21 protein-coding genes are annotated in these 19892 nt (G+C 72.4%); 11 read left to right on the plus strand and 10 right to left on the minus strand.

From position 1 onward, the window contains the following. Position 1: 1 nt before the first annotated feature. From AB0K28_RS42135 to AB0K28_RS42160, 6 genes are all read left to right on the plus strand, one after another. Positions 2-1696: an ABC transporter ATP-binding protein gene (locus AB0K28_RS42135; protein WP_364381560.1), complete on the plus strand. Its 1695-nt coding sequence runs from the start codon at positions 2-4 to the stop codon at positions 1694-1696. 21 nt (positions 1697-1717) lie between these two features. Next, a complete protein-coding gene (locus AB0K28_RS42140; RefSeq protein ID WP_345404707.1) occupies positions 1718-1927 on the plus strand; it encodes an MbtH family protein in 210 nt (69 codons plus the stop codon). A gap of 37 nt (positions 1928-1964) precedes the next feature. Beyond that, positions 1965-3236, plus strand: a complete 1272-nt coding sequence (locus AB0K28_RS42145) for a cytochrome P450 (protein WP_364381563.1) — start codon at positions 1965-1967, stop codon at positions 3234-3236. Positions 3237-3278: 42 nt separating this feature from the next. After that, complete coding sequence (locus tag AB0K28_RS42150; protein ID WP_364381566.1) at positions 3279-4007, plus strand: peptidase E; 729 nt, start codon at positions 3279-3281, stop codon at positions 4005-4007. Positions 4008-4093: 86 nt separating this feature from the next. Next, on the plus strand, positions 4094-5152 hold the full coding sequence (locus AB0K28_RS42155; protein WP_364381569.1) for an LLM class flavin-dependent oxidoreductase: 1059 nt from the start codon (positions 4094-4096) through the stop codon (positions 5150-5152). A gap of 31 nt (positions 5153-5183) precedes the next feature. Beyond that, complete coding sequence (locus AB0K28_RS42160) at positions 5184-5579, plus strand: VOC family protein (RefSeq protein WP_364381572.1); 396 nt, start codon at positions 5184-5186, stop codon at positions 5577-5579. Positions 5580-5582: 3 nt separating this feature from the next. On the opposite strand, the gene AB0K28_RS42165 is transcribed toward AB0K28_RS42160, so the two are convergent. The 4 genes from AB0K28_RS42165 to AB0K28_RS42180 all read right to left on the minus strand — a co-directional run bounded on the left by AB0K28_RS42165 (position 5583) and on the right by AB0K28_RS42180 (position 10941). Continuing rightward, positions 5583-6947 (minus strand): hypothetical protein, encoded by a 1365-nt coding sequence (locus tag AB0K28_RS42165; RefSeq protein ID WP_364381575.1) that lies wholly within the window; start codon positions 6945-6947, stop codon positions 5583-5585. A 32-nt stretch (positions 6948-6979) separates the two neighbouring features. After that, entirely contained in the window at positions 6980-8314 is a 1335-nt protein-coding gene (locus AB0K28_RS42170) for a hypothetical protein (RefSeq protein ID WP_364381578.1), read from the minus strand. Positions 8315-8483: 169 nt separating this feature from the next. Next, the gene (locus AB0K28_RS42175) at positions 8484-9443 is read right to left on the minus strand and encodes a hypothetical protein (RefSeq protein WP_364381581.1); all 960 of its coding nucleotides are present in this window, start codon (positions 9441-9443) and stop codon (positions 8484-8486) included. Positions 9444-9819: 376 nt separating this feature from the next. Continuing rightward, positions 9820-10941: a hypothetical protein gene (locus AB0K28_RS42180; RefSeq protein WP_364381584.1), complete on the minus strand. Its 1122-nt coding sequence runs from the start codon at positions 10939-10941 to the stop codon at positions 9820-9822. A 222-nt stretch (positions 10942-11163) separates the two neighbouring features. Here AB0K28_RS42180 and AB0K28_RS42185 point away from each other — a divergent pair, with 222 nt between their 5' ends. The 3 genes from AB0K28_RS42185 to AB0K28_RS42195 are packed head-to-tail and all read left to right on the plus strand — an operon-like array spanning position 11164 to position 13969. Beyond that, positions 11164-12162, plus strand: a complete 999-nt coding sequence (locus AB0K28_RS42185) for an ABC transporter substrate-binding protein (protein ID WP_345404674.1) — start codon at positions 11164-11166, stop codon at positions 12160-12162. Next, the gene (locus AB0K28_RS42190) at positions 12159-13202 is read left to right on the plus strand and encodes an iron ABC transporter permease (RefSeq protein ID WP_364381588.1); all 1044 of its coding nucleotides are present in this window, start codon (positions 12159-12161) and stop codon (positions 13200-13202) included. The genes AB0K28_RS42185 and AB0K28_RS42190 overlap by 4 nt, the downstream gene beginning before the upstream one ends. Further along, positions 13199-13969 carry an ABC transporter ATP-binding protein gene (locus tag AB0K28_RS42195; protein ID WP_364381591.1) on the plus strand — a complete coding sequence of 257 codons (771 nt, stop codon included), beginning with the start codon at positions 13199-13201 and terminating at the stop codon, positions 13967-13969. The genes AB0K28_RS42190 and AB0K28_RS42195 overlap by 4 nt, the downstream gene beginning before the upstream one ends. Here AB0K28_RS42195 and AB0K28_RS42200 read toward each other — a convergent pair. The 4 genes from AB0K28_RS42200 to AB0K28_RS42215 form a co-directional block, all read right to left on the minus strand. Continuing rightward, on the minus strand, positions 13925-14800 hold the full coding sequence (locus AB0K28_RS42200; protein ID WP_364381594.1) for an alpha/beta fold hydrolase: 876 nt from the start codon (positions 14798-14800) through the stop codon (positions 13925-13927). The genes AB0K28_RS42195 and AB0K28_RS42200 overlap by 45 nt on opposite strands. A gap of 57 nt (positions 14801-14857) precedes the next feature. Next, complete coding sequence (locus AB0K28_RS42205) at positions 14858-15367, minus strand: hypothetical protein (protein WP_364381597.1); 510 nt, start codon at positions 15365-15367, stop codon at positions 14858-14860. Between the two features lie 46 nt (positions 15368-15413). After that, complete coding sequence (locus AB0K28_RS42210; RefSeq protein WP_364381600.1) at positions 15414-15932, minus strand: hypothetical protein; 519 nt, start codon at positions 15930-15932, stop codon at positions 15414-15416. A gap of 178 nt (positions 15933-16110) precedes the next feature. Next, positions 16111-16725 (minus strand): TetR/AcrR family transcriptional regulator, encoded by a 615-nt coding sequence (locus AB0K28_RS42215; protein WP_364381603.1) that lies wholly within the window; start codon positions 16723-16725, stop codon positions 16111-16113. 58 nt (positions 16726-16783) lie between these two features. On the opposite strand from AB0K28_RS42215, the gene AB0K28_RS42220 reads away from it, so the two are divergent. Next, positions 16784-17440, plus strand: a complete 657-nt coding sequence (locus tag AB0K28_RS42220; RefSeq protein WP_364381606.1) for a CatB-related O-acetyltransferase — start codon at positions 16784-16786, stop codon at positions 17438-17440. Beyond that, positions 17437-18594 (plus strand): macrolide family glycosyltransferase, encoded by a 1158-nt coding sequence (locus AB0K28_RS42225; RefSeq protein WP_364381609.1) that lies wholly within the window; start codon positions 17437-17439, stop codon positions 18592-18594. Before AB0K28_RS42220 ends, AB0K28_RS42225 begins: the two co-directional genes overlap by 4 nt. Before the next feature lie 107 nt (positions 18595-18701). Here AB0K28_RS42225 and AB0K28_RS42230 read toward each other — a convergent pair whose 3' ends face one another. Both AB0K28_RS42230 and AB0K28_RS42235 read right to left on the minus strand, forming a co-directional pair. Continuing rightward, positions 18702-19478 (minus strand): integrase, encoded by a 777-nt coding sequence (locus tag AB0K28_RS42230; RefSeq protein WP_364381612.1) that lies wholly within the window; start codon positions 19476-19478, stop codon positions 18702-18704. Between the two features lie 100 nt (positions 19479-19578). Then, positions 19579-19812 carry a hypothetical protein gene (locus AB0K28_RS42235; protein ID WP_364381615.1) on the minus strand — a complete coding sequence of 78 codons (234 nt, stop codon included), beginning with the start codon at positions 19810-19812 and terminating at the stop codon, positions 19579-19581. Positions 19813-19892: the final 80 nt, after the last annotated feature.

Genomic DNA, 19892 nt, shown 5'->3' on the forward strand with positions numbered 1-19892 from the left:
CGTGAACGACCAGCGCCCGGTCCGTACGGGCTCCGACGTGCTGCGCGCCGCGCTGCGCCGCAACGCCGGCGCGATGGCCGCCGGCACCCTGCTCATGGGGATGTACCAGGCGGCCGAGACCGCCTTTCCCATCGCGCTCGGCCTGATCGTCGAGCACACGCTGCAGGAGCGCGGCCTCGACTCGCTGGCGCTGTCGATCGCCGCGCTGGCGGTGATCATCACGACGGTGTCGCTGTCGTGGCGGTTCGGCATGCGCATCCTGCAGAAGGCCAACACGACCGAGGCGCACCGGTGGCGGGTCAGGGTCGCCTCCTGCGCGCTCCAGCCGGTCGCCAGGGACACCGACCTCAAGTCCGGCGAGGTGCTGACCATCGCCACCGAGGACGCCGACCAGACCGCCGACATCATCGAGGTGGTGCCGCTGCTGATCAGCTCGCTGGTCGCGGTGGTGGTCGCCTCGGTCGCGCTCGGCCTGGCCAGCCTGCCGCTCGGCCTGCTGGTGGTCGTCGGCACGGTCGCGATCCTGTCGGCGCTCAGCGTGCTGTCCCGCCGCATCGGCTCGGGCACCCGGGAGCAGCAGGCCAGGGTGGCGCGGGCGGGCGCGAAGGTCGCCGACCTGATCAGCGGCCTGCGCCCGCTGCACGGGTTCGGGGGCGGGCACGCGGCGTTCCTGTCGTACAGGCAGGTCAGCGCGCGGGCGCGCGACCAGGCGGTCACGGTCGCGAGGGCCAATGGCGCGTACGCCGGCACCGCGCTCGCGCTCAACACGCTCCTCGCCGCCGCCGTCACGCTGACGGCCGGCTGGCTGGCGCTCGCCGGCGACATCACCATCGGGGAGCTGGTGATGGCGGTGGGGCTGGCGCAGTTCATCATGGAGCCGCTCAAGCTGTTCTCCGAGATGCCGAAGTACGTGATGGTCGCGCGGGCCTCGGCCGACCGGATGGCGCTGGTGCTGGCCGCGCCGCCGGTGCTGACGCCGGGCTCCGGCCTGCCGCCCGGCGCCGGCGAGCTGGAGGTGGACGGCGTCCGTCACGGGGCGCTCGACGGGCTGAAGTTCCACGTGCCGGCGGGCGCGTTCGTGGCGATCGCCGCCTACGACCAGCGCGCGGCGGCCGACCTCGTCGCGATCCTGGCGGCGCGGGTGCCGCCCCACTCCTACGAGGGCGTCGTGCGGATCGGCGGCCGGGACACGCGGGAGCTGTCGATCGACGGGATCCGCGAGCACCTGCTGGTGAACCCGTACGACGCGGAGATCTTCGCGGGCACCCTGCGCAGCAACATCGACCCGGCGGGCACGGGACACGACCTGGCGGCGGCGGTCGAGGCGTCGATGCTGACCGACGTCGTCGCCCTGCACCCCGAGGGGCTCGACCATCCCGTACGCGACCGCGGCGCGAACCTGTCGGGCGGCCAGCGCCAGCGCCTGTCGCTGGCCCGCGCGCTCGCCGCCGACCCCGCCGTCCTCGTGCTGCACGACCCGACCACGGCCGTGGACGCGGTCACCGAGCAGCTCATCGCCCGCAACCTGGCCACGCTGCGCCACGGCCGCACCACGATCGTGATCACCGGCAGCCCGGCCCTGCTGGACGCCGCCGACCGCGTCCTCGTGCTGGACGGCGGCAGCGTCGCCGCCGAGGGCGCCCACCGTGACCTGCTGACCCGCGACGAGACCTACCGCCTGGCCGTCGCCAGGTGACCGGCATAGAGAGGATCGACGATGACCAACCCCTTCGACGACGCGGACGGCCGTTTCCTGGTCCTGGTCAACCCCGAGAACCAGCACTCGCTGTGGCCGTCGTTCGCCGCGGTGCCCGCCGGGTGGACGGTCGTGCTGCCCGAGACGACCCGCGCGGCCTGCCTGGAGTACATCGAGACCCACTGGACCGACCTGCGGCCCCGATCGCTCGCCGAGACCGTGGACGGCTGAGCCGTTTGCGGGCCGCCGCGCGGGGCAGGCACGGCGCATGCCTGTTGTCGACCAGACCTCGATGCTGTTGCTCAAGGGCTACGCCTGGCTCCCCGGCCTCCGCAGGCGGGCGGCAGGTGACGTGGTGCACACGCGGCTGCTCGGCCGCCGGGCCACCGGGTTGTGCGGGCCCGACGCCGCCCGCTTCTTCTACGACGAGCGCAACGTGGAGCGGCGCACGGCGCTTCCCGGGCCGATCAAGAGCACGCTGTTCGGCCACGGCTCGGTGCACGGCCTCGACGGGGCCGCCCACCGGGTGCGCAAGGCGATGTTCACGTCGCTGTTCAGCGCGCCCGCCGTGGCCGCGCTCGTCGCGCACGTCACCACGGAGTGGGATCTCGCCGTCGCCTCGTGGGAGGGGCGGCGGGTGGTGCTGTTCGACGAGACGGCCGAGGTGATCACCAGGGCGGTGTGCGACTGGGCCGGGGTGGCCGTGGACGACGGCGACCTGCCCGAGCTGGCCGCCGACCTGGTGACGATGGTGGACGGGCTGGGCTCGTCCGGGCCGCGCCACTGGCGGGCGCGGCAGGCCAGGCGGCGGCGCGAGGCGTGGCTGGAGCGGTTCGTCCGGGACCTGCGTGACGGCAGCGAGGACGCGCCGCCCGACTCGGCGGCCGAGGTGGTGGCCGTGCACCGCGACGCAGGTGGCCGGCCGCTCCACCCGCGCGTGGCGGCGGTGGAGCTGCTCAACGTGCTGCGGCCGACCGTGGCGGTGTCGTGGTTCGTCGCGTACGCGGCGCACGCGCTGCACCGCTGGCCCGAGCACCGGGCGCGGCTGGCGAGCGGCGACGCGGAGTTCGCCGAGGCGTTCGCGCATGAGCTGCGGCGGTTCTACCCGTTCGCGCCGCTGCTGGGCGGGCGGGCGGCGCGCGAGCTCGACTGGCGGGGCGAGCACATCCCGGCGGGGTCGCTGGTGCTGCTCGACGTGTACGGCCAGCACCACGATCCCCGGTTCTGGCGGGATCCGTACACGTTCGACCCCAGGCGATTCCTCGGTACCGAGCCCGGCCCGTACGACCTGATCCCCCAGGGCGGCGGCGACCCGGCGAGCGGGCACCGCTGTCCCGGTGAGACGCTCACCGTGGCGCTGCTGCGCACGCTCACTCCGCGCCTGGCCCGGCTGGACTACGACGTGCCGCGCCAGGATCTGAGCATCTCGCTGCGGCGCTTGCCGGCCCGGCTGTCCAGCGGTTTCGTGCTCGTCCCCGCGCTCACCCCCATGCACCGGCCCGCGGCGCCCGTACGGCAGGCCGAGGGCGACCCCGCCTGAGCGCTTGCGGCCCCGTCCCCGGCGGGCGGAGCATGGGTGCCCATGATCAGACAACCGCAGATCCTCGCCTGCTCCGGCGTCCTGTTCCCGCCCGCCGGCTACCGCCACCCCGGCGCCCAGATCTGGCAGGCGATGCGGCTCGCGGACGTCCGCAGGCCGCGCGTCTGCCTCGTCGCCACCGCGACCGGCGACTCGCGCGAGCACATCCAGGGCTGGTACGAGCGGGCCGCCGCGTTCGGCGACGCCGAGCTGTCGCACCTCACGCTGTTCACGCAGCCGAACGTGCCCGACGTGCGCGCCCACCTGCTCGCCCAGGACGTGATCTTCGTGGCCGGCGGCAGCGTGGTCAACCTGCTGGCGGTCTGGCGCGCGCACCGGCTGGAGCCGATCCTGCGGGAGTGCTGGGAGTCGGGGGTGGTGCTGGCCGGGCAGAGCGCGGGCAGCCTGTGCTGGCATCTCGGCGGGGTGACCGACTCCTTCGGTGACCGGCTCGACGTGGTGGCCGACGGGCTGGGGTTCCTGCCGTTCTCCAACGGCGTGCACGACGACCTCGGCGACCAGCCCAGGCGGACGAGCTTCCGCCGGGCCGTGGGGGCGGGCGAGCTGCCCGCCGGGTACGCCACCGAGGACGGCGTCGCCCTGCACTACGTGGGCACCCGCTTCCATGAGGCGCTGGCCGTGCTGCCCGATCGCAAGGCCTGGCTGGTCGAGCCGGATCAGGACGGGAAGCACCGGGAGACGATGGTGCCCGCCCGGCTCTGGGTGCCCTGAGGACTTTCTCGTCAGACGCTTCCGTAGCGGCGTACTCGCATTTTATGCTTTTCCTATCCAGATACTAGGAATATGGAGACGCATCGATGAGCCTCGAGTTCCTCTGGTACATCCCCAACCAGAACGACCCAGGACACCGCGGCGACGACGTCGTGGCCGGCCACAACAGCCTGGAGACCCTCACCGGCCACGCCCTGGCCCTGGAGGAACACGGCTGGGCGGGCGCGCTCATCGGCACCGGCTGGGGGCGGCCCGACACCTTCACCGTCGCCGCCGCGCTCGCCGCCCGCACGACGACGTTCCAGCCGCTCATCGCCGCACGGCCCGGCTACTGGCATCCCGCCAAGTTCGCCTCCGCCGCCGCCACCCTGGACCACCTGACCGGCGGGCGCGTGCTCGTCAACGTCGTCTCGGGCAAGGACGACCTGGCCGCGTACGGCGACAGCGAGGGCGACCAGGCGCACCGCTACGCGCGTACCAAGGAGTTCCTGCGGATCGTGCGGCGGCTCTGGACCGAGGAGGACGTCACCTTCCACGGCGAGCACTTCCAGGTCACCGGCTCGACCGTGGAGCCGCGCCCCGTCGCCAAGGACGGGCGCCGTCACCCGAGGCTCTACTTCGGCGGCGCGTCCGAGGCCGCCGAGCGGGTGGCGGCCACGGACGCCGACGTCCAGCTCTTCTGGGGCGAGCCGCTCGACGGGGTCGCCGAGCGCATCGACCGGCTCAAGACCCTCAGCGCCCGGCTCGGCCGCGAGCTGCCGCCGCTGGAGTTCGGGCTGCGGATCACCACATTCGTCCGCGACACCACCGAACAGGCGTGGACCGACGCCGAGGCCAAGGTCGCCAGGATGTCGCAGGACGGCACCTTCCGCGACCCCAACCGGCACCCCGCCGTCGGCCAGCAGCGCCTGCTCGACCTGACCGCGCGGGGCGACGTGCTCGACGACAACCTCTACACCGCGCCGGGCAGGTACGGCGGCGGCGGAGCCGGCACCACGTGGCTGGTCGGCTCGCCCCAGGACGTCGCCAAGTCGCTGCGCCGCTACCAGGAGCTCGGCATCACCCACTTCGTGCTGTCCGACACCCCGTACCTGCCGGAGATCGAACGCCAGGGCACCCGGCTCCTCCCCCTGCTCCGCGACTGATGCTCTCACGCTCGGCTACGGTCGGGGCATCATGACCGATCTCCTTGGCATCAACCATCTGACGCTGTCCACGACCGACCTCGACCGGCTCGTGACGTACTACACCGATCTGCTCGGAGCGACGCTCGCGTTCGAGCGGGCCGCCACCGCCGCCGATCCGCGGGTCGCGGTCCTCGACGTGGGCGGGGCCGACCATCTCATGATCGTCGAGACCGCCGCCGCGCCCGCCCCCTCCCTCGATCCGCTGAACCGGGCGGGCTGGGGGCTGCGCGTGTCCACCTACGAGCGACTGGCCGGCCTCCGCGAACGGATCCTGACGGCCGGGCAGCCCGTCGGGGAGATCGAGACCCTGCCGACGCAGTGGACGATGACGGCCCGCGACCCCGACGGCCGCCCCGTCGACATCCGGGCCCATCGCCCTCGCTGACGATCACCGGCAGGCGAGGCGGACCGGGCCCGCCACCACGGCCTGGTCGCCGGTCGTGTTGCCCATGCCGGTGTCGGTGATCTGCACCATCGCCAGCCCCGTGCCGATCACGACGGGGGTCGGCGCGGCGACCCACTTGCCGCGCCGCATGCGCTGGTCGAGGGTGAACTCCGCGACCGTACGGGCATCCTGGTCGAAACCGTCCTTCACCGTGTACCAGACGCGCTGCCCCGCGAACCCGGTCTGCGGGATGGAGACCCCCACAAAGCACTGATGCCGACCGTCCAGCCCGGTGGTGAAGCGCCACTGGAAGACGTTGCGCGGGTGCGTCTGCGCCGCCGGGTCGTACGTCAGCTCAGAGAACAGGAACCCGTCACTGCACCCCGCCCCGGTGTAGCCCGGGGCGCGGGCGTCCTTCCACCCGTCCCGGCCCGGCAGACCGTCGATGCGGACGCTCCTCCTGGCGTCACGCGGGCAGGAAGGCCCGGCGACCGCCAGAAAGGCCGGCTTGACCGTCCGGGCCTTGTCACTCGCCGGCGACGAACTCTCCGACGCCCGGCCCCCCGGCGACCGCCCCTCGGCCGCCTGGCCCTCAGACGCCCGCCCCTCGGACGCCTGGCCCTCGGACGCCTGGCCCTCGGACGCCTGGCCCTCGGCCGCCCGCTCCTCGGACGCCTGGCCCTCGGGCGCTCGCCCCTCGGATGCACGGCTCTCGGATGCACGGCTCTCGGATGCACGGCCGGCCTCGGCGGCCGGCGCCACGTCCCTGCCCGCTGCCGCCGACACGGCCGTGGACGCCTGGTGCTGATAGACCAGCAACGCCCCTGGCACGGCCAACTGCGCCACGATAGCCACCACCACCCACGGCCGGATTCTGCGCTTCCTGGCAGGAGGCGGCTCAGCGGCCGAGCGCGCTCCGGCGTCCGCCGGCGGCACTGGCATGCCTTCAGCGACGGCCGGCCCGGAGGCCGGGTTTCCCACGGCGGGCAGCGGCTGCGGGGGGCGGTGGTGCGGGGTGGGGCGGGGGTAGTGGACGGTTTCGTAGGCGCGGTCGGTGTCGCCGACCTGGAGGAGGGCGTTGAGGACGTGCCATTTTCTCGTCCACTCGGCGCGGTCGCCGCCGCATGCCGTCACGTACGCGAGCGTCGTCTTCAAGGTGGGCAGTGCGTCGCCTGATGCGGCGGCGGACAGCTCGGCCACGGGGTGGCCGGTCCGGCGGCGCATGGAGCGCAGGCTCGTTCCGCCCGCCGACGCCCGCAGCTCGCGCAGGCCCCGTGCGAACTCCTGCAGCGGGTCGGGCGCCACCGGCCGTGCGTGCCGTCCCCGCGGGCCGCCGCGCGGCGTCCTGATGGTGTCGTTCCTCGTCATCGTGCCCCCAACGATCGTGTCGGTCCCTGTGGTCACGGGCAGGAGAGCCGGACCGGGCCGGCCGCCATGGCCTGGTTGCCGGTGGTGTTGCCGTGGCCGTCATCGGCGATCTCGACCATCACCAGGCCGCCGGTGATGACCAGGGGCGCCGGCGCAGGCACCCACTGGCCCTGCCGTACGCGCTGGTCGAGCGTGAACTCCCCCACCGTGCGCGCCTCCTCGTCGAAGCCGTCTCGCACCGTGTACCAGACCCGCTGCCCGGCCAGCCCCGACTTCGGCACGTAGACGGACAGCGTGCAGTGGCGCGGCCCCGGCAGGCCGGTGGTGAAGCGCCATTGGAAGACGTTCCGGCGCGCCGGCTCGGCCGGCTCGCCGCCGTGCCGCTCATCGCCGCGCAGCTCCGAGAACAGGAAGCCGTCCCCGCAGCCGGCGCCCCGCCAGCCGGAGGATGCGGCGTCCTTCCAGCCGTCGCGGCCGGGCAACGCCTCGATGCGAACGCTCCTCGTGGTGTCACGCGGGCAGCTCGGCCCGGCAACGGCGGTGAAGCCAGGCACACTTCGCCGCCCCGGCTCCACCATCTGCCCTGCGCCCCCACCCGCCTGTCCGACCGCGCCCGCCTGTCCGACCCCAGCTGCCGGTCCGACCCCGGCTGCCGGTCCGACCCCGCCCGATTGCCCGATCTCGTTCGTCTGCTGAGCCGGCTGGCCGACCTCGCCCGTCTGCCGACCCTCCTGCGCCGCCTCACCAGTCGCCGACAGGAAACGGAACAGCACGTCCTGACGGAACGCACCGGCCGTGGCCAGCACGGTCACGCCCAGCGCCACGAGCAGCGCCGACAGCTTGACGAACCGCTGGTACGGCCGCTGGTACGGCCGCTGGTACGGCCGCTGACAGGGCCGCCGGTAGGACTCCCGCCACAGCTCGGACCCGCCCCCGGCGGAAGCACCACCCTCCTGAGGCCGGTCGGTGCCCGCCGCGGAAACCCCGACCTCAGGCTCGCCGATACCGGCTGCGGAAGCCTCGCCTCCAGGTCGATCGGTGCCGGCTGCTGGAGCCTCGGTTTCCTGGGGTGTGGCGTTGTCCTGGTTGGCGCGTAGGTCGTGCCATCTGTCGCTCCAGGCGTCCTGGTCGCCGCCGCACGCCCCCACGTACGCCAGCGTCAGGGCCAGGCTCGGCAGGCGGTCGCCTGCGGCGGCGGCGGAGAGTGCCGACGACGAGTAGCCCGCCCTGCGCTCCATGGCGCGGTAGCTCGGGTTTCCCGCCGCCGCCCGCAGGTCGCGCAGCCCCTGGGCGAACTCCTGGAGCGGCCCGGGCGGGACCGGCCGTTCCCGCCTGCCCCGCGCGGTGGTGGTGCCTTGGTGCATCATCGTGCCCCCTGACCTATGTGAATCGCGGCCCCCGGCGATGTGACTTCGGGCCCTATTCGCGGTCACGCGGCCCGTGGACGTCCCCTTCGGCGTCGGAAAATGACGATGACCACATGCCGGCGGGTGGCCCTCACGTTCCGAGGACCACCCGCCGCGCGAAATCACCCGGCTATCGACGCCTGATCTTGCCGAGCACGTCCACGACGGGCTCGTTGCAGGTGTTGACGTAGCGGACGATCACCTTGTACGTGACGCCCCTCTTCAGAAAGCCGGTCGAGTAGCGGACGCGGTCCTCGAGGACGGTGTTGCCGGCGACCCGCGGCTGCGGGCGCAGCACCTCGGCGCCCCTGTTCGACAGGAACACGTAGTTGACCGTGCTGAACTTCTTCAGCTTGTCGCCGGACGGAGCCAGGAACGTGTTGGGCCCGACGACGAGCGTCCTGCCCAGGTTGACGCCGCCGACGAACGCCCGCGGCGCGAACCGGCCGCTGCGGACGGTCGTGCCGAAGAGACGGACGTTGCCGGGCGCCCGGCACGACTGCCGCTGCAGCTCCGGCTTGAAGTAGCGGTCGGGCTGCCCGAACGAGCCGTAACCCTTACGGTCCCGTCCCGGCTGCCGCTTGACCAGCCAGTCCACGAAGTTGATGCCGGCCTCGCGGAGGACCCGCTCGACCTGCTCCGGGATACGCTTGCCCGCGGCGGTCGTGCTGGGCAGCTGCTGGGCCAGGCCCGCGTCGGTGGACTGCCCGCTCTGGCCGCTCTGCCCGGTCGAGGTGCTGGGCGCGGACTGGCCGCTGTTGCCGTTGTTGCCGTTGTTGCCGTTGTTGTTCTTGTTCTTGTCGCGGTTGAGGAGCTCGTCGATCGCCCGGTTGCCGAGCTGCCGGCCGAGGTCCTTGCCCAGGTCCTTCAGGAAGTCGCCGAGCGAGCCTGAGGAACTGCTCGCGGGCGGCGCCGGCTGCGGCGCGGTGAGCCCGAAGTCGAACGAGCTGCCTGAGCCGCCGGGGCTGCCGAACCCGAACGGGTCCGCCGTCTGGGCGTGCGCCGTGCCGCCGGCCAGGCCGCTGCCGACCAGCACGCCGCCGACCGCCAGGCCGGCCGCCGCGATACGAAGCTTCGAAGGTGCTTTCACGGTGGTTTCCCCTCTCATGGTGACGCCGGTACGCGGCGGGAGCGGGCTTTCGGGGAGCCGCCCCGGGCCGCCGGGTGGCGTCCGGAAGTTTCCTGCCACTCCTGCTTAAGGGGCCCGGTGATGACCATCCAGGGGCGGATGATGTCCATTGCCCGCATCCATTGGCCATCGCCGGGGTTGTCCTTGTCCGCCCTGCTCAGCCGGCCCGCGGGGGCCGGGCACCGCCCACCTCAGCCCGCCTGCGGAGGGCCGGAACGCCGCGCGTGAGACCGGAACGCCGCGCATGAGAAAGGGCCGTGCCCGGGCTCCGGTGAGGAGGCCCGGGCACGACCCCGGTCATGAGTGCGGCAGGAGTGCGGTCATGAGCGCGGAGGGCTCAGCACTTGTTGCGGAGCATGGCCGCGTCCTCCGAGAAGCGGAGCTTGTTGCCGCCCTGGCCGCGCTTGGCGGCGATGGCTCCGAACGTCTCCAGCCGCTTGGCGGCGGCCTCGTAGTCGGCCTCGGTCAGCGGTTGCTTCTCCGCCAGGGCCGCCTGGGTCGCCGCGTTCACCTCGTCGGCGATGTCGTTGATGTTGCCGGGCCGCATGTACGCCACGTCGATCAGCGCGGCCTGCACGGCCCGGGGCAGCTTGTCGAAGCTCTCGATGCCGCGCCGGGTGACCATGTCCTTGGCCTCCTCGTACGTGACCTCGAACAGCATCGTCACCTGCTCGTCCGTCAGCTCGGTCACCCCGGCCTTGAGGTCGTCGAACGCCTTGCCCGACTTGATGTCGGCCTGCTTCGACTGCGGGCTGGTCTCGCTGAGGATGCGGTTGATGATCGTACGGGCGTCGCCGCGGCTCATGTTGAAGCCGATGCCGATGGTGACGATGTTGCGGCTCTTGCCGCTCCTGGTCCGCTCACCGGCGTCGTACGCCTTCGTCCTGACCCCGCCTTCCCGCTTGATCAGCATCTGCCGGACGCTGCCCTTGTACGTCACGGTGAAGGGGCAGCGGGTCGGGTCGTCGGCCGTCTGGGTGGTGGCGGTGTCCTCGACCTCGTCCGACTCGACCTCGGCGATGGTCTGCCCGGCCTTCTCCGAGGCGCCCGTCTCCTCCGCGTCGTCGATCTCGTCGGAGACCTCGGCGTCGTCGGACCCGGAGTCGGCGCCGGTGCCGGAGTCGGCATCGGCATCGGCGTCGGCGTCGGCGTCGGCGTCGGAGTCGGAGTCGGTGCCGGCATCGGCGTCGGTCTCCGTCGTCTCCTCGGCGTCGTCGCCTTCGTCCGCGACGCTGACCTCGTCGGAGTCAGCGGAGTCGGCGGACGCGCCGGAGTCGGTGTCGTCGGCGGTGGCCAGGAGGGAGTCCTTGGTGACGGCCGCCTCCTCCACCATCGTCAGGTCGGGGTCGTCGTCGCCGAGCTGAGCCGTCGCGACGCCGACGGTGAGCCCGGTACCGCCGAGCGCGATGACTCCGGCCAGAGCGGCGTACGTCAGGCGTCGCCGTGAACGCATATTCATCGAGTGCCTCCGTGAGGGACTTGAGGTCCGTTGGACCTTCCTGAAGGCATGCCTATGGCCCCCCACATTGACCAGCCAGACCGTTATGTCCGCCCCCGTCCACTGGCCACCGCCCGGGAGCCTCCGACCGGATGTCCACCTTCGCGCCGACCAGCCAGGACATCACCGGCCACCTAGTTGCGATTTGATGGCAGTTGCGAAATAAGTGCAGAATGGGGGCCCATGAGGAGACTGCTCGTCCTGGTGGCGGCCCTGACCCTGACCGCCTGCTCTCAGCCCGCGCCGAAAGCGCAGGAGCAGCCCCCGGCGCCGGGCTTCCCCGTCACGGTGGACAACTGCGGCCGCAAGCTGACCTTCGACCGCCCGCCCTCCAAGGTGGTCACCGGCTACCACCCGAGCCTGGAGACGCTGCTGGCGCTCGGCCTGGGCGACCGGATCGCGGGGCGGACGTACTTCGGCGAGAGCGCCTTCCTGCCAGGGCAGAAGGAGCAGTACGACAGGATCCCGCAGATCTCCGGCACGATCATGCTGCCGCAGAAGGAGGTCATGCTCTCCCAGGGCGCGGACTTCGTCCTCGACAACGCGATGGCGAGCTTCGACGCCGCCGGCGGCTACGCCACGGTGGAGGAGCTGGACGCGGCCGGCAGCCCCGTCTACATCCTGGGCGGCTGGTGCAGCCCGGAGGAGGTGCTGCGGTTCACCATCGACGACACCTTCACCGACCTGCGCAACCTCGGCAAGATCTTCGGCGTCCCCGACCGGGCCGAGAAGCTGGCCGGCGAGCTCCAGGCGCGGCTGGCGGAGGTGAAGCAGCGGGTCGCGGGCCGTACGCCGGTCAAGGTGCTCGCCACGGACGGCGGCAAGGGCCCGGTCAACGCGTACGGCGGCGCGGGCGTCACGAACCAGATGATCACCATGGCGGGCGGCGAGAACGTGCTGGCCGACGTCAAGGCCGACTACACCGAGGTCAGCGCCGAGCGGATCAGCGCGGCCCAGCCGGAGGCGCTGCTGGTCAGCGACTACGCCACGCTGCGCGGCGCGGACATGCCGACCTCGCCGGTCAAGGCCGAGGAGGCGTTCGCGATCGCCAGGAACAGCCCGGCCGCCAGGGACAAGCGCTATCTCGCGCTGCCGGTCGCCGCGCAGCACCCCGGCTACCGCAACCTCCTGGCCGTCGCCGACATCGCCAGGTTCCTGCACCCGGACGCGTTCGACCAGTGAACAGCAGCCGCTTCGCCGTGCTCGTGACCGTGCTCGCGGTCGCCGTCGTCGCCTCGACCTGGCTGGCGGTGAGCATCGGCGCGGTGCCGGTGGCGCTCGGGCAGGCGTGGGGCATCGTGGCCGACAAGCTCGCCCCCGGGCTGGTGCCGCGCACGTGGACGCCGGTGCAGGAGCAGATCGTGTGGGAGTTCCGGCTGCCGCGCGCGCTGCTGGCACTGCTCGTCGGCGCCGGGCTGGCGGTGGTGGGCGCGGTGCTCCAGGCGCTGGTGCGCAACCCGCTGGCCGACCCGTTCCTGCTCGGCATCTCGTCGGGCGCGTCGTTCGGCGCGGTGCTCGTGGCCATCGTGGGCGCCTCGGCGCTCGGCGGGCTGTCGATGTCGGCGGCCGCGTTCGCCGGCTCGCTGCTCGCGCTGGGCCTGGTCTACCTGCTGGCGCAGCGGGCGGGGCGGCTCACGCCGTCGCGGCTGGTGCTGGCCGGGGTGGCGCTGGCGTACCTGTTCCAGTCGGCCTACTCCTTCGTGCTGCAGCTCGCGCAGAGCGGGCGGGCGGCGCAGCAGGTGCTGTTCTGGCTGATGGGCAGTCTGGGCGGGGCCCGCTGGCACCTGCTGCCGGTGCCGGCCGTGGTGCTGGCGGCGGGGGTGACGTACCTGCTGATGCAGCACCGCCCGCTGAACGCGCTCGCCGCCGGCGAGGAGACGGCCGTCTCGCTCGGCGTGAACGTCGGCCGGTTCCGCCTGACGTTGTTCCTGCTGACCTCGCTGCTGGTCGGGGTGCTGGTCGCGACCAGCGGCGCGATCGCGTTCGTCGGCCTGATCGTGCCGCACGCCGCCCGGCTGCTGGTCGGCGCCGACCACCGCCGGGTGCTGCCCGTGACGGCGCTGCTCGGCGCGGTGTTCCTGCAACTCGTGGACGTGGCCGCGCGGACCGTCAACGCGCCGCAGGAGCTGGCGCTCAGCATCGTGACGGCGCTGTTCGGGGTGCCGTTCTTCCTGTGGCTGCTGCGCCGCAGGTCCGCGGACCGGGAGGTGAGCGTCACGTGAGGCTGGCGCTGAACGGGGTGTCCGTCGCGGTCGAGGGCACGCCGATCGTGCACGACGCCGCGCTGGAGGTGGGCGACGGCGAGTTCGTGGCACTGGTCGGGCCGAACGGGTGCGGCAAGTCCACGCTGCTGCGCTCGATCTACCGGGCGCTGCGGCCCTCGGCAGGGCTGATCGCCGTCAACGGCGACGACGTGCACCGGCTGCCGGCCCGCGAGGCCGCGCGCAGGACCGCCGTCGTGGCGCAGGAGACACCGGCCGACCTGGACTTCACGGTGGCGGAGATCGTCCGGATGGGGCGCACGCCGTACCGGGCGGATGCCTCTGTGGACGAGGAGCTGTGCGGGCGCGCACTCGACCGCGTCGGCCTGGGCGAGGCTTCCGGGCGGATCTTCGCGACGCTGTCAGGCGGCGAGAAGCAGCGCGTGCTGCTGGCGCGGGCGCTCGCGCAGGACACGCGGCTGCTCCTGCTGGACGAGCCCACCGCCCACCTCGACATCCGTCACCAGCTCGACCTCCTGCATCTGGTACGCGAGCTGGGCCTCGCCACCCTGGCCGTGCTGCACGACCTCAACCAGGCCGCCGCCTTCTGCGACCGCCTGTATGTGATGAACGCCGGCCGCATCGTCGCCGGCGGCCCGCCCGGCGAGGTGCTCACCCCCGACCTGATCGCGCAGGTGTACGGCGTGCGCGCCGTCCGCCGCACCCAGCTCGTCTTCGAACGGTCACAGGCGGACGAGGTCGCCGACCTCCTCGGGCAGGCCAGGTGACGTCATGACGTGCCCCATGCCGGGCACGACGTGCAGGACCGCGCCGGGGATGGCCGCCGCCAGCGCCTCGGCGTGCGCGAGCGGGTAGAGCGGGTCCCGGTCGCCGTGCACGATCGAGGTCGGGGCGGTGATCGACGACAAGGGGGCCTTCAGGGTGGGATCGTCCCGCCAGACGGCCCGGTTGTGGTTGGCCGCCGCGCCGGGATCGGTGGCCCGCGACAGCGCCAGCTCCAGCATCGCCCGGGCGGCCTGCTCGTCGAACGGCCTGACCGGCCCGTTGAACATCCGGAACAGCGCCACGTCCGACTCCACGCCCGGCGGCAGCCCGGCCGCCATGTGCGCGAGGAACTCCGGGGACGGCGGCGGCAGATCGTCCGGGTCGGCCGGCTCGCCCGCCGGCGCCCGCTCCCGCACCGGCGCCGGGTCGTGCCCCATCGGCGAGCTGGACATGATGGTGAGCGACCTGACCCGGTCCGGCGCGTGCACGCCCAGCCACTGCGCGATCATGCCGCCCAGGGACGTGCCGGCCACGTGCGCCGCGTCGAGCCCGTAGCCGTCCAGCACGGCCAGGCAGTCGCGTGCCAGGTCGCCGATCGTGTACGGATGCGCGTCGAAGTCGACGAGGCCGGACCTGCCGGTGTCGCGATGGTCGTACCTGATGACCTGCGCGCCCCGCTCGACCAGCCGGTGGACGAGCGCATCGGGGCAGCTGACGCCCTGCGCGGCGGACCCCATGACCATCACGACCGCGGGATCGTCAGGTTTCCCGATGCGCTCCGTCCATATCCGTACCGGCCCGGAGTCCACGTACCGCTCATGCGCTCGCGTCACGAGGGCACGCTAGCGACTCCGGGCCGCCGTCCTCCAACCCTTATCGGGCCGGGGCGCTCACTTGGCGAGGTTGTACTGGATGGTGTACTGCCGTGCGCCGCAGCAGCCGGGGTGGGGCGGGTTGGGCGTGCGGATCCACAGCTGGCCGAAGCTTCCCCTGCGTACCTTGAGGGTTTTCATCACCGAGTACGCCTTCTTGCCGCCGTCGCAGATCTTGCCGTACCGCCCTCGCTGAGCCTCCCAGTTCGCGCTCGTCACGAAGAGGTCGGGGAAGATGCAGGCGCCCTTCGGGAAGCCGGCCTCGCGGATCACGATGCTGCGCAGCTGCGCGGACGTGGACGACTTGTAGGCCCAGGTCGCGGTCACCTTGATCGGGTAGTTCCGGCCCCTGTGATCCTTGATGCTGACCGTGGTGATTACGGACTGGATCGCCTTGATGCGCTTGACGTAGCTGATCTTCTGGTCGGGCGCGGCGTGCGCGGCGGGTGACACCAGCAGGCCGCCACCGAGGCCGGCGACGAGAGCCACTCCGATCGTGGAAACGCGGAGTCGCGTGAGAGGTCGCACCTGTTCTCCTTTGTCGTGCAAGGCGGTTCTGGACGGATGTCCGGTATCACTTGGCCGCGATGTTGTACTGGATCACGTACGTCCGCGCGCCACAGCAGCCGGGGTGGGGCGGGTTCGGGGTGCGGATCCAGAGCTGCCCGAGGTTACGGGCCTGGCGCACCTTGAGGGTCCTCATGACGGTGTACGCCTTGTGCCCGCCGTCGCAGAGGATGCCGTGCTTGTTGCGCAGCGCCTTCCAGCTCGACGTCGTCAGGGCGAGGTCCGGGTAGATGCAGGTGCCCTTGGGGAAGCCGTTCTCGCGCAGCACGATGGTCCGCATCTGCGCGGTCTTCGAGTTGATGTAGCGGAAGGTGACGGACACCTTGATCGGGTAGTTCCGGCCCTTGTGGTCCTTGATGCTGACCGTGGTGGCCACGGTCTGGATCGGCTTGACGCGCTTGACGTAGACCATCCTGTGGTCGGGCGGCGCGGCATGCGCGGCGGGCGCCACCAGCAGACCGGCTCCGAGCGTGGCGGTGAGACCCGCGCCCATCGTGGCAACGCGCAGTCGCGTGAGAGGTCGCACTGATTCTCCTTCACCGTGCATGACGCTTTCCGGCCGGACGATTACCCGGCCTGACGCAGCACGGTAAAGGGCCTCGGTATACCTGCGGGATATGGCCGGAATACGCGCCCAGGACGGCCGTGCCCGGTCGCCGCCGGCTCCTGCCCCGGCGCGATCCCGGCGTACGCCGCCGTGCCCATCACCTCGTGACGAAGGCGCCGGCGCGGGCGGCCAGCACGGCGGTCCTGGCGGCGTCGGCGGGCAGGGCGGGGTCGGGCGGCGTACGCAGGAGCACCAGGTGGTGGTAGACCGGCGCGGTCGCCGCGACCAGCAGCCGGCGCGCGTCCGTGCCCTCCGGCAGCTCGCCGCGCCCGACGGCCCGGCGGACGATGGCCTCGCAGCGGGTGTAGCGGTCCTCCCAGAGCCGCCGCACCCCGCGCGCCGCCTCCTCCGACCGGAACGAGGCGGCGAACAGGGCCATGACGAGCGGCGGCTGCGCGGTCATCGAGTCCTGGCTCTCCTGGTTGAGCGCGGTCAGGTCGCCCTCAAGCGAGCCGGTGTCCGGCGGCTGCCAGTCGTCGTCGCCCGCCGCCGCGAAGACGTCGGCGAGCAGGCCGCCGACGTCGCGCCAGCGCCGGTAGACGGTGGCGCGGTGGACGCCGGCGCGGGCCGCGACGCCGTCGATGGTCAGCTCGTCGTAGCCGCGTTCGGCCAGCTCGGCGCGTACGGCGTCGATGACCTGCGTACGTATGCGGCTCGTGCGGCCACCCGGGCGGCGGCGAGGGGTGTCGGGTTGCTGATCCGGCGGGGCCATGACAGCATCTTAATGTAGCAACTGTCGCATTAAGAGCTCCCGTTTGCGAGGAACACCCATGAATTCCCTGGTGCCTGCCGATCCCGACGTGCTGCACCCCATGCCGGGGCAGCCGCGGGTGGTGCAGCTCAGGCCGCTGGTCACGTCGCCGCTGATCGAGGTGGGGGCTTACTCGTACTATGACGATCCGGACGACCCGACCGCGTTCGAGACCCGCAACGTGCTCTACCACTACGGGCCGGAAAAGCTGATCATCGGGAAGTTCTGCGCGCTGGGCACGGGGACGCGGTTCATCATGAACGGCGCCAACCACCGCATGGACGGCCCCTCCACCTTTCCCTTCCCCACCCTCGGCGGCTCGTGGGCCGACCACTTCGACCTGCTCACCGGCCTGCCCGGCCGGGGTGACACGGTGGTGGGCAACGACGTGTGGTTCGGGCATGGGGCGACGGTGCTGCCCGGCGTACGGATCGGGCACGGCGCGATCATCGGCGCCGGCTCCGTGGTCACCTCCGACGTCCCCGACTACGGCATCGTCGGCGGCAACCCGGCGCGGCTCATCCGCACCCGCTACGACGCCGGCGACGTCGCCCGGCTGCTGGCCGTCGCGTGGTGGGACTGGCCGGCCGAGCACATCACCCGGCACGTCCGCACGATCATGTCCGGCACGGTCGCCGACCTCGAGGCCACCGCACCCTCCCCGAGCGCGTCATGACGCACATCGCGATGGTGAACGTCCCGATCGTCAGCCACGTCCTGCCCGGCTTGGAGGTCATCCGTGAGCTGGTGGCCCGTGGGCACCGGGTGACGTACGCCACCGACCGGGCCCGCGCCGACCTGGTCAAGGGGGCAGGGGCGGAGCTGGTGCCGTGCACGTCGGTGCTGCCGTTCGCCGGGAACTCCTGGCCCGACGACCCCATCGCCGCCGCGAGCCTCTTCCTCGACGACGCCGTCCAGACGCTTCCGCAGCTGCGCGCGGCGTACTCCCGGGATCCCGCCGATCTCTACCTGTACGACGTCGGCGCGTACGCCGCCCGCGCGCTCGCCGAGGCGCAGGGCCGTCCCCTGCTGCAGCTCTCGCCGACCTTCGTCGCCTGGCAGGGCTACGAGGAGGACGTCGCCGCGCACCTGCGCCGGCTGCCGGGCGCCGACGCCTACCAGGAGCGGTTCGGGCGGTGGCTGGCCGAGTGCGGGGCGACCACCACCGACGTGGACGCCTTCTCCGGCCTCCCCCACCGCGTGCTGGCCCTGATCCCGCGGGCCATGCAACCGAACGCCGAACGGGTGGACGGCGACCGGGTGACGTTCGTCGGCCCCTGCTACGGACCCGCCCAGGACCGCTGGACCCGTCCGGTCGATGCCGAACGGGTCCTGCTCATCTCCCTCGGCACCGCCTACAACCACCGCCCCGAGTTCTACCGCTCCTGCCTGGCCGCCTTCGGCGACCTGCCCGGCTGGCACGTGGTCCTGCAGATCGGCCGCCACACCGAGGTGAGCGAGCTGGGCCCCATCCCCGCGAACGTCGAAGTGCACTCCTGGGTGCCGCAGCGGGCGATCCTCGCGGAGGCGGACGCCTTCGTCACGCACGCCGGGATGGGCGGGAGCAGCGAGGGCCTGGCGGCCGGCGTGCCGATGATCGCGGTGCCGCAGGGCGCCGAACAGTTCATGAACGCCGACCGCCTGGTGGAGCTGGGCGTCGCCCGCCGCCTCGACACCGAAGCCGCCACCCCCGACGCGTTGCGCGCCGCCCTCCAGACCCTCGTCACGGACGCGGACGTGGCCCACCGCCTTCGCGTGCTCAAGGCCGAAGCGCGTGCGGAAGGAGGCACCCAGCGCGCAGCCGACCTGATCGAGGGCCTGCTCGGCTAGCGGCGGGTCGGTCCACGGGCGCCACGCGGATCAGGTGACTCGCATCCTCCACCACCGTTCCTGAGGCACGCACGAGGCCACGGTCACAGTGGTGACGTGGGCGAAGGTCAGGCGGGCCGGGTGAGGGAGGTGCAGTGGGCGATGGTCGCGTCGTCCGGTGGGACCGCTTGACGCTCCTCCGCCTCCCGGACCCGGCGGATGACCTCGGCAGGGCCTTTCCGCGCCAGCTCTGTCATGAGCTCGGGCCAGTCCGCGAGCCCGAACCTGTCCACGATGCGGGAGGCGCCGTTGCTGAGCAGGGCGGCGGAGGCCGGGCCGGGGACGGTGCCGGTGACCGCTTCGCGGGCCGCGCCGGGGTCGTCCTTCGCCACCCAGAAGCCGCCCGGCCGGTTCCGGTGCGAGCGCAGCTCACCCAGGATGCGACGGTACTCGTCCGAGCCCGGGTCCGCGGCCTTCAGCGCGGGCTCGTACCTGCCGCTGATCACCACCTCCCTGCGGTCGGTGACCACGACCGGCGCGCCCTCCTCTGAACGGTCGATCACGATGGTGGCGTCGCCCAGGACCAGGTAATCGGCGCGATCACCGGACAGCCGCAGCACGGCCACCGCCGCCGACGGGCTGATGGGGTCGGTGACGGCGCAGGTGTCGCGGTGGTCGTCGGTGACGTGCGTGATGGCCTCGGCGAGCAGGTCGGCCAGGTCGCGGTCTTGCGGCAGCAGGCCGAGCAGGGTGCCGCCCAGGTGGCTGGCGTACCAGGCCACACCATGCCGACAGGTCACCTCGCCACCGGGGATGCCGGCCCCGTCCACCAGCACCGCCGCCTCCGGCAGAACCCCGACGAAATCCTCGTTGATACGGCCGGCCCGCTTCCCGACACTGGCCATCGCCACCCGCATACGCCGCCCCTCTCCGCGGATCAGGGCGACGACCCTACCCGACCACAAGCCCTTCCTGCGCTCACGACCTGAGGGCCGGCGTGGACGACTAGTCCGTGGGCTCGGCGTCGGCCCGGGGCTCCTCGGCGTCGTCAGCCGCCGCCTCCTGCCGCTCCTCTTCGAGCTTCTGCTCGGGATCGGGCGGAGGTTCGACCGGCTCGGCCGGGATGGGACGGCGGGTCTCCCTGACCTCCACACCGGCCCGCTGGGCGATCGTGTCACTCTCCCCGTTCACCTGGCCGACAGCCGGGGGCATGGGGGCGGCTTCATCCTGTTGGCTCATGCTTGAGCCCCTGCCCGGGATCCACGCGAGCAGTCCGCACCCCCTCAAGACAAAACGGACATAAGCATAGAATTAGGGCA

Source organism: Nonomuraea sp. NPDC049504, assembly GCF_040676845.1.
In the GTDB taxonomy this organism is placed as follows: domain Bacteria; phylum Actinomycetota; class Actinomycetes; order Streptosporangiales; family Streptosporangiaceae; genus Nonomuraea; species Nonomuraea salmonea.